Genomic DNA, 768 nt, shown 5'->3' on the forward strand with positions numbered 1-768 from the left:
GCCTCGCCGACGGCGGTTCCGGTGCTGTCGCCGGAGCGGGGCGTGGCAGCGGCCAAGGTGACGACGCTGCCGCCGGGTGGCCAGTCCGAGGACGAGGCCGCCCCCGCGCAGCGCGTTTCACGTGAAATCGAGGACGCGCCCGTCGAGGAGCCCGCGCCCCTGAAGGCCATGGATGACGGCCTGGGCGCGCACTTCGCGGAGTTGCCGCTGGACTCCATCACCACCAACCCTCGGCAGCCGCGCACCGAGTTCGACGAGGACGCCCTCGCCGAGCTGGTGACCTCGATCCAGGAGGTCGGCCTCCTCCAGCCGATCGTGGTCCGCCAGGTGGGCCCGGAGCGCTACGAGCTCATCATGGGCGAGCGGCGCTGGCGCGCCTGCCGTGAGGCGGGCCTGACGAAGATCCCAGCGATCGTCCGGGCGACCGACGACGAGAAGATGCTGCTGGACGCGCTGCTGGAGAACCTGCACCGCGCTCAGCTCAACCCGCTGGAAGAGGCCGCGGCCTACGACCAGTTGCTCCAGGACTTCAACTGCACGCACGACGAGTTGGCCGAGCGCATCGGGCGCTCCCGCCCGCAGGTCACCAACACCCTGCGGTTGCTGCGTCTGTCGCCGTCGGTGCAGCGGCGCGTGGCGGCCGGCGTGCTCTCGGCGGGGCACGCTCGGGCGCTGCTCTCGGTCGAGGACTCCGAGGAGCAGGACCGGCTGGCGCACCGCATCGTGGCGGAGGGGCTGTCGGTCCGCGCGGTCGAAGAGATCGTCACC

General features: G+C 72.0%; 1 protein-coding gene. It reads left to right on the forward strand.

Features of this window, described 5'->3' with window-relative positions:
• Positions 1-768, forward strand: a 768-nt coding sequence (locus KUM32_RS40685) for a ParB/RepB/Spo0J family partition protein (protein WP_254406779.1), incomplete at both ends; no start/stop codon positions are given.

Source organism: Streptomyces sp. AC627_RSS907 (genome assembly GCF_019049165.1).